The 7181-nt window shown below is 73.1% G+C and carries 6 protein-coding genes and 1 tRNA gene; 3 read left to right on the plus strand and 4 right to left on the minus strand.

What is annotated here, in order from left to right; all coding sequences use genetic code 11:
• Positions 1-12 precede the first annotated feature (12 nt).
• Complete coding sequence (locus BM064_RS13715; protein ID WP_092860325.1) at positions 13-750, minus strand: M48 family metallopeptidase; 738 nt, start codon at positions 748-750, stop codon at positions 13-15.
• A complete protein-coding gene (locus BM064_RS13720) occupies positions 747-2165 on the minus strand; it encodes a polyhydroxyalkanoate depolymerase (protein ID WP_092860326.1) in 1419 nt (472 codons plus the stop codon). Before BM064_RS13720 ends, BM064_RS13715 begins: the two co-directional genes overlap by 4 nt.
• 475 nt (positions 2166-2640) lie before the next feature.
• Between BM064_RS13720 and BM064_RS13725 the strand changes: the two genes are divergently transcribed.
• Both BM064_RS13725 and BM064_RS13730 read left to right on the plus strand, forming a co-directional pair.
• Positions 2641-2979, plus strand: coding sequence for a TIGR02300 family protein (locus BM064_RS13725; protein ID WP_092860327.1), 339 nt, complete (start codon positions 2641-2643; stop codon positions 2977-2979).
• A 185-nt stretch (positions 2980-3164) separates the two neighbouring features.
• Positions 3165-3240: transfer RNA gene (locus BM064_RS13730), tRNA-Ala, on the plus strand.
• Positions 3241-3437: 197 nt separating this feature from the next.
• On the opposite strand, the gene BM064_RS13735 is transcribed toward BM064_RS13730, so the two are convergent.
• Both BM064_RS13735 and BM064_RS13740 read right to left on the minus strand, forming a co-directional pair.
• On the minus strand, positions 3438-5897 hold the full coding sequence (locus BM064_RS13735) for a VWA domain-containing protein (RefSeq protein ID WP_092860328.1): 2460 nt from the start codon (positions 5895-5897) through the stop codon (positions 3438-3440).
• 57 nt (positions 5898-5954) lie between these two features.
• The gene (locus BM064_RS13740; protein ID WP_092860329.1) at positions 5955-6794 is read right to left on the minus strand and encodes a hypothetical protein; all 840 of its coding nucleotides are present in this window, start codon (positions 6792-6794) and stop codon (positions 5955-5957) included.
• Between the two features lie 158 nt (positions 6795-6952).
• On the opposite strand from BM064_RS13740, the gene BM064_RS28080 reads away from it, so the two are divergent.
• On the plus strand, positions 6953-7181 hold a 229-nt coding region (locus BM064_RS28080; RefSeq protein WP_425426167.1), incomplete at its 3' end, for a transposase.

Genomic DNA, 7181 nt, shown 5'->3' on the forward strand with positions numbered 1-7181 from the left:
CGGGCCGGCCGGTCAGCTTCCGAAATCGACCCGGTGCAGGTCGCCGCCGTGGCGGCGCAGCCAGTCGCGGCTGTCCTGCCAGTCGGGGCGCAGGCGCTCGACCAGGGCCCAGAAGCGGGGGCCGTGGTTCATCTCGACGAGGTGCGCGGCCTCGTGGGCGGCCACGTAGTCCAGCACCTCCGGCGGCGCCATGGCGAGCCGCCAGGAGAAGCTGAGCGCCCCCTGGGAGCTGCACGACCCCCAGCGCGAGCGGGTGTCGCGCAGCGTGATGCCGGCGGCCCTGCGCCCCACCTGCGCGGCATAGCCATGGGCGGCGGGGACCAGCGCCTCGCGCGCGGCGTCCTTGAGGAAGGCCCGCGCCCGGCCGGGCGCGCCCTCGGGCGCGCCGGAGACGACCAGCCGCCCGTCCTCCAGCTTCGGGGCGAAGCGGCCGGGACGCGCCTCGAGCACCACCGAGGCGCCGCGGAAGGGCAGGGCGCGGCCGTGGGCGACCACCCGGGCGGGGGGCACGCGGGCCACCGCCCCCTCCAGCCAGCCGAGGTGACGCTCCAGGAAGGCCTTCGCCTCGGCGAGGCTCGCCCGCTCGGGGAAGGTCAGCTGCGGCCGGCCGTCGACGCGGCTGACCGAGAGCGTGAAGCGCGTCGCCCGCGGATTGCGGCGCAGACGCACCGAGACGCCCAGCGCCGCCACCGGCAGCTCCTCGGGCTCCGGTTCCGGCGTCGCGGGCGGGCGACGCCGCCGCAGGATCACTTGCGCCCCGCTCCCTTCGCGCCGTTCGCCGCAAGGCCCGCGCTCTTCAGCGCCGCGGCCTTGAGCTGCTTGGCGCCGGTCAGCCCGGCCGCGTCCAGCGCGCCGTCTATACTGGGCTTGCGCGGGGCAGGCGCGGGGGGCACGACCTCCTCGGGCGCGCCGCGCAGCATCGTGCGCTGGGCGCGCACGAAGGCGCGCACCTTCGGCTGGATCGAGTTGCGCCAGCGCGAGCCGTTGAAGACCCCGTAATGCCCGACCGTGTCCTGCACGTGGTGCAGGCGCTTGGCGTCGGGCAGGGACGTGCACAGGGTCTGCGCCGCCTCGGTCTGGCCGAGGCCGGTGATGTCGTCCTGCTCGCCCTCGACCGTCATCAGGCCGATGTCGCGGATCGCCTGCGGCTTCACCAGCCGCTCGTCGCGGTAGCGGAACGCGCCGACCGCCAGCAGGCGCTTCTGGAACACCCGCTCGATGGTCTGCAGGTAGAAGGCGGCGTCCAGGTCCATCACCGCGAGGTATTCGTCGTAGAACTTGCGGTGGCTCGCCGCGCTTTCGCCGTCGCCCTTCACCAGGTGGCGGAAGTGCTGGAGATGGGCGTTGAGGTGGCGGTCGAGGTTCATCTGCATGAAGCCGGACAGCTGCAGGAACCCCGGGTAGACGCGCCGCATGAAGCCCATGTTGGGCCAGGGCACGGTGACGATCACGTTCTGCTCGAACCAGCTCAGCGCGTGGGTGGTGGCGAGCTCGTTGGGCTGCTTGGGGTTCTTGGCCGTGTCGATGGGCGAGCCCATCAGCACGATCGAGGCCGGGCGCGCGGGATCCGCGTCCTCGGCCATCATCGCGGCCGAGGCCAGCACCGGCACGCCCGGCTGGCACACGCCCAGCACCGCGGCGCGCTCGCCCGTCTCGCGCGCGATGTGGCGGCAGAACTCGGTCACGTAGTCGGTGAAGTCGTCGAGGTCGAAGACCCCCTCCGACAGCGGCACGTTGCGCGCGTCGCGCCAGTCGGTGACCCAGACGTCGTGCTCGGGCAGCATCGCCTCGACGGTGCCGCGCAGCAGGGTGGCGAAGTGGCCCGACATCGGGGCCACGATCAGGACCGGCGGATCGTTGCGCGAGCGCGCGACCGCGCCGCCCCGCCGGAAGCGGATCAGGTCGCAGAAGGGCTTCGCGAGCGCCGTCTCGATGGTCAGCTTCGAGGGCTCGCCGGCGACGGTGGTGGTCTCGAGCCCCCAGTCCGGCTTGCCGTATCGGCGGGTGGCGTTGACGAACATCTCCAGCCCCGCCGCGGCGGCGCGGGCGGGGAAGGTGATCGAGGCCGGGTTCAGCGGGTGGCTCAGCGCCTGCCGGCCGAACTGGGCGGCGGCGCGCAGGGGCCCGATGGCGGCGTGCGAGAGTTCGTAGGCGTGGTAGAGCATGTGCGTGCGTCCGCCTCCTTCGGCGCGCTGCGGCGCGCGAGGACGGGCCTCGGCCGGAAGGACCGGGCCGCCCGGGGGTTCGGGGCGGAACCTAGGCCCGGGGGGGCGTCGCGGCAAGCTTTTCGCAAGTGCGAAATGGACGCGCCCCCGCGGCGCCCCCGAAGCCTCCCGGGCCGCGCCCGCCGCATCGCGGGCGAGGCTTCGCCGTCCGCGGGCGGCGGAGGCGGCCGGTCGGATGCGGCCGGGCGGGGGCGGCGTGCGGCCCGACTCTGCGCGCGACTTTCTGCGCGCGCGCGGCCGCGGGGCGCCCGGGCGGCGCCCGCGGGCGGGCCGCGCGGGGCCGGCGGCGCGCCTGCATCGGTCCGGCGCGCGTTTCCGCGCGCGTCCGCCGCCATGTCCGCGTGCGCTTGCACGTTGCGGAATCCTGTGGCATGGCCGGCGCCTTCGCTTCACTGTTCGCCTGCCGGGGGTCCTGATGGCCAAACCTGAATGGGGCGCGAAGCGCGTGTGCCCGAGCTGCCAGACGCGCTTCTACGACCTGATGAGAGATCCGGCGCCGTGCCCCAGCTGCGGCGCCTCCTTCGACCTCGCCCAGCTGAGCGAGCGCAAGGGTCCGCCGATGTCGCGGGCCAAGCCGAAGCCCGAGAAGGAGACGGCCAGCGACGCGCCCGTGATCGAGGACGATCTGCTCGACGACGACGACGACGATTCGGACGCCGACGACGACGTGCTGCTCGATGACGACGACGATTCCGACGACGACATCGGCATCGGCGTCGGCGGCAAGGACGACGACGGCGACGAGGAGACCTGAGGTCGCCTCGCGCCCGCCTCCGGGCGGGCCTCGCGGCCGGCTGAATCCCGAGGGACTCGGCCTGCCGCAAGGACATGGAGGGCCGGGGGAAAAAGGCGGAAAACACCCCTTGCGTCCCCCCCTCCGCTGGTCTAGATCACCGCCACGCCAGACGGAACACCCAAGCCGGCGGCGACGAAAGGCAAGGGGCCTTAGCTCAGTTGGGAGAGCGCTTGCATGGCATGCAAGAGGTCAGGGGTTCGACTCCCCTAGGCTCCACCACCTTCCCTGAAAACCCCGCTCCGGCGATCGCCGCGAGCGGGGTTTTTCGTTCTGCGCCTCCCCCCGCGCCCGACCGATCCGGCCTTGCGGGAGCGGGGCGCGGCTGGCCGGGCCGGGGCCCGCGCGCAGGGGGGAATCGCCAAGGGCGGAAGGGAGCTCCGGCGACGGGCGCGCCCCGCCGCCGGAGCCTGTCGCGATCAGGCGAAGACGAAGTCGCCGGCGTCGAGCGCGGCGAAGTCCCCGCGCACCACCGCCAGCAGGTCGTCGCCCAGGAACACCCGGGCCGCGTCGGCGCGCATCTCGAAGGACAGGTCGTCGCCGTCGGCGCCGCCCGCGCCCTCGACGCGGAACAGGTCGAGCCCATCCTGGAAGTCGCGCACCCGGTCGAAGTCGTCGCGCCCGGCACGGAGCACGAAGATGTCCTCGCCCGCGCCGCCGATCAGCCGGTCGAAGCCCGGGCCGCCGTCGAGCACGTCGTCGCCGCGCTGGCCGCGCAGCACGTCGTCGCCCGCGCCGCCCAGCACGCGGTCGTCGCCCTGCTTGCCGTCGACCCGGTCCGCGCCGCCGCCGCCGCGCGCCACGTCGTGGCCGCGCCCGGCGAAGACCGCGTCCCGGCCGTTGCCGCCCGAGAGCACGTCGTCGCCCTTGAAGCCGCGGATCAGGTCGTCGCCCCCGCGCCCCTCGATGACGTCTTCGAGCGCGGTGCCCCGCAGCTCGTCGTCGCCCGGCGTGCCCTCGAGCAGGGCGTCGTCGTTGAGGATCGCGAAGCCGGCCTCGCCGATGCCGACGGTGGCGGTCTCGTCGATCGACTCGATGGTCATGCCGAAGGTCTCGTCGAGCTCGTTGACCGCGTCGCCCAGCACCCGCACCGCGAAGCTGACCGAGGTCTGCCCCGCCTCCAGCGCCACCGAGGCGTTGACGTGGCTCACGTCGTCGCCGTCGGCGGTCCCGGTCGTGCCCAGCGTCACCACCGCCGCATTGTCGGCGCGGTCGCGGGAGACGGTGAAGGTCACCCGGGTGAAGCCGTCGTCGCCCTCCTCGAGCGAGGAGGTCTCGGCCGAGATCGAGTAGTTGGGCGTGTTGATGAGGTTCATCAGCCGCTCGACCACCTCCGCCGGATCGGCCGCCTCGAGCACCGCGCCGCCGGTCTGGTCGACGGCGTCGACGAGGTCGGGGTCGGTCGAGGACGAGCCGATCTGGATCGTGGTGATCTGCACCGTGGCCACGCCCGACAGCGGCGCCACCGGGTCGTCGGAGGGCACGAAGTCGGGGAACTCGTCCCCTTCCGAGCCCGCGTCGCGGCCGGCGAGCCCGTCGCCGAAGCTGAACTTGAAGGTGTCGACGGTCATCCCCGCGCCGATCGCCTCGGTGGTGCGCGAGGAGATCACGGCCCCGATGTTCAGCGCGAAGTTCAGCACCGTGGGGAGCAGGTGGGCGTCGTTGGCGGGCGCGTCGGTGAACAGCGCGATGCGCTTGGTCCCCGCGCCCGTCCGCCACTCGCCCATCGAGCCGTCGAGCGCCTTGAGCAGGCCGTCGAAGGCCGACTCGGGCGTGTCGCCGCCGCCCGAGGCCGACAGCGAGTTGATCGCCGCCTGCGCCGCCGCCTTGCGGTCGGCGAAGGCGTCCTGGTCGGTGAAGTTCAGCAGGACCTGCGTCGGCTCGCCGTTGTCGTTGTCCTTGTAGGAGACGACGCCGACGCGCGCGTCGATGGCGTCGTTGTTGAACAGCGCGTCGATCACGCCGGTCGCCGCCGCCTGCACCGCGCCGATGTCGTCCCACATCGACCCGGTGGTGTCGACGACGAAGGCGAAGTCGGTCTGGAAGGTCAGCCCGCCCTTGGACAGGGAGAAGGTCTCGTCGCCCTCGAAGCGCACCTTCTCGATGTTGGAGAAGGTGTCGGTCCCCTCGTCCGCGTCGCCGCGCACGTGGCGCGAGGTCCAGGTGCCGTCGGGATTGACCCGGATGTCGTAGTCGGTGGGCTTGCCCGAGAGCAGCGCCACGTCGTCCCCGTCGCCGCCGTTGAGGTTGTCGTCGCCGCCCGCGCCGAACAGCACGTCCGCGCCGCGGCCCGACTGCAGGTTGTTGGCCGAGGCGCCGCCGATCAGCAGGTCCTTCGACACCCCCGCCGCCGAGGAGTTCCAGTCCCGGTCGCCGGACTGGGAGCGGTCGATCGCCCCGCCCGCGGTGTACTCGCGGTCCCGCTCCAGGATGGTCCCCGAGCTGTCGTAGGCGATGTAGGAGTTCTGCTCGGCGATCCCGAGCTCCTTGTAGATCTTGTTCGACATCTTGACGGTGTCGCCGCGGTACTCGGTGACGCCGTCCCAGTTGTCGCGCTTGCCGGTCAGGGCGTGGACCAGCTCGTGCAGGACCGCGGTGACCGCGGTGTCCTCGACCGCCTGGCCGTTGTTGTCGATGTAGCTGGCGTCGTCGAGATAGCTCAGGTCGATCTCGATGCGGCCGGTGTTGGTGAAGGCCTGGAAGGCGTTGGCGACGAAGTCGACCTCGATGTCGTTGCCCGCCGCGATCCAGTCGTCGAACATCTTCTTGGCGGTGGCCGAGCCGTTGTAGGCCGTGCGCATCGCGTCGAGGATCGTCGCTTCGTCCCCGGCGCTGAAGCCTGTGAATGTCGTGTTTGTCCTTACTGAATTGAACGCCATGATTTCACTCCCCTTCCGGCCCGCGGTTCCCACGGGCCCTCCCACACGATCGGGGCGTCAGTCCGGGTTGCGGACCGACGCCCCGAAGTCCGGACCCGCCAGGGCCCGAATGTCGAGCGGACCGCCGAAACGTCCGCCTTCGCCGCCTCCCCCAAGGCAGCGTGAGATCAAGGCGCCCGCGAGCGCCGCGTAATCCGGCGCCAGCCGGGGCACGAGCCGGCGCAGCGCGCCCTCCGCGCCCAGGTCGAAGGGCCCTCGCCCGGCCTGGGGCGCATGGGCGAAGAGCCAGGCCGCGTCCGGCGGCAGGCGCTCGGCCAGCGGCGGCGCGCCCTCGGGCGGGGCCTCGCCTCCCATCGCTTCGCGCCGCCAGGCCTCGGCCATCGCGGCGAATTCGGAGCGCGTCAGCGGCTCCTGCGGCGCCGCCGTGGGCAGGGGCGCCTCGCTATCCAGCGCGGCGAGGTCGAGCAGCGCCTGCCGCTCGCTCCACAGCGCGCGGAGGTCCAGCCTGAGCCCCGTCTCGTCGCGCCTGACGGCGAGCGCGAGCCAGGGCGACTCGACCGTGCAGTCGGCGCCCTCGGCGTCGGGCGGAGCGGGCAGGGCGGGGAAGGGCGCGTCGCCGGAGGCCACGAGCGGGATGCGCGCCACGCGCGCCTCGGCCCGCGCGGGGCGGTCCTTGCCGGCGGCGAGGCGCTGCTCGAGGTCGGCCAGAAGCGCGGCCGCGAAGGCGCGAAGGGCGGGGTCGGCCGTCTCCTCGGGCGTGGCGACGGGGACGCTCGAGACCGCCGGGTCGTGGATCGCCGCCCGCACGGTCACGCCGTCGAGCGCCTGGGCGGACGACGACCCGACGACCGGCGCCCAGACGGCGCCGGCGGCGAGCAGACAGGCTGCGCGGAACATGCGGTGTCTCTCCCAGCTTCCCCGTAAGCGTCCGGCCTCGCCGCTCTGCCGGGTCTGCTGAAGTGTCGATAGTGTCCATGAAGGGATGATGGACACGATCGGAGGCGTTTTTGGGCAAGCGGGGCCGGCGTCGGATCTGGACGGACGACGAGAAGCGGATGATCTGCGCGCAGACGCGGCTGGCCGGGGTTTCGGTGAGCCAGGTTGCGCGGCGCTACGACGTGAACACCAATCTGGTCTTCACCTGGCTTCGCGATCCGCGCTTCGCCGGGACGGCGGAGGATGAGACCCCGTCGTTCCTGCCGGTCGAGGTCGTCGGGGCTGCGCCGGCGCCAGCGGTCAGGGCGGCGGCCGAAGGTCGGGTCGAGATCGATCTGGCGGGCGGCG

Origin of the sequence: Albimonas pacifica (assembly GCF_900113695.1) — a bacterium.
Lineage (GTDB): Bacteria > Pseudomonadota > Alphaproteobacteria > Rhodobacterales > Rhodobacteraceae > Albimonas > Albimonas pacifica.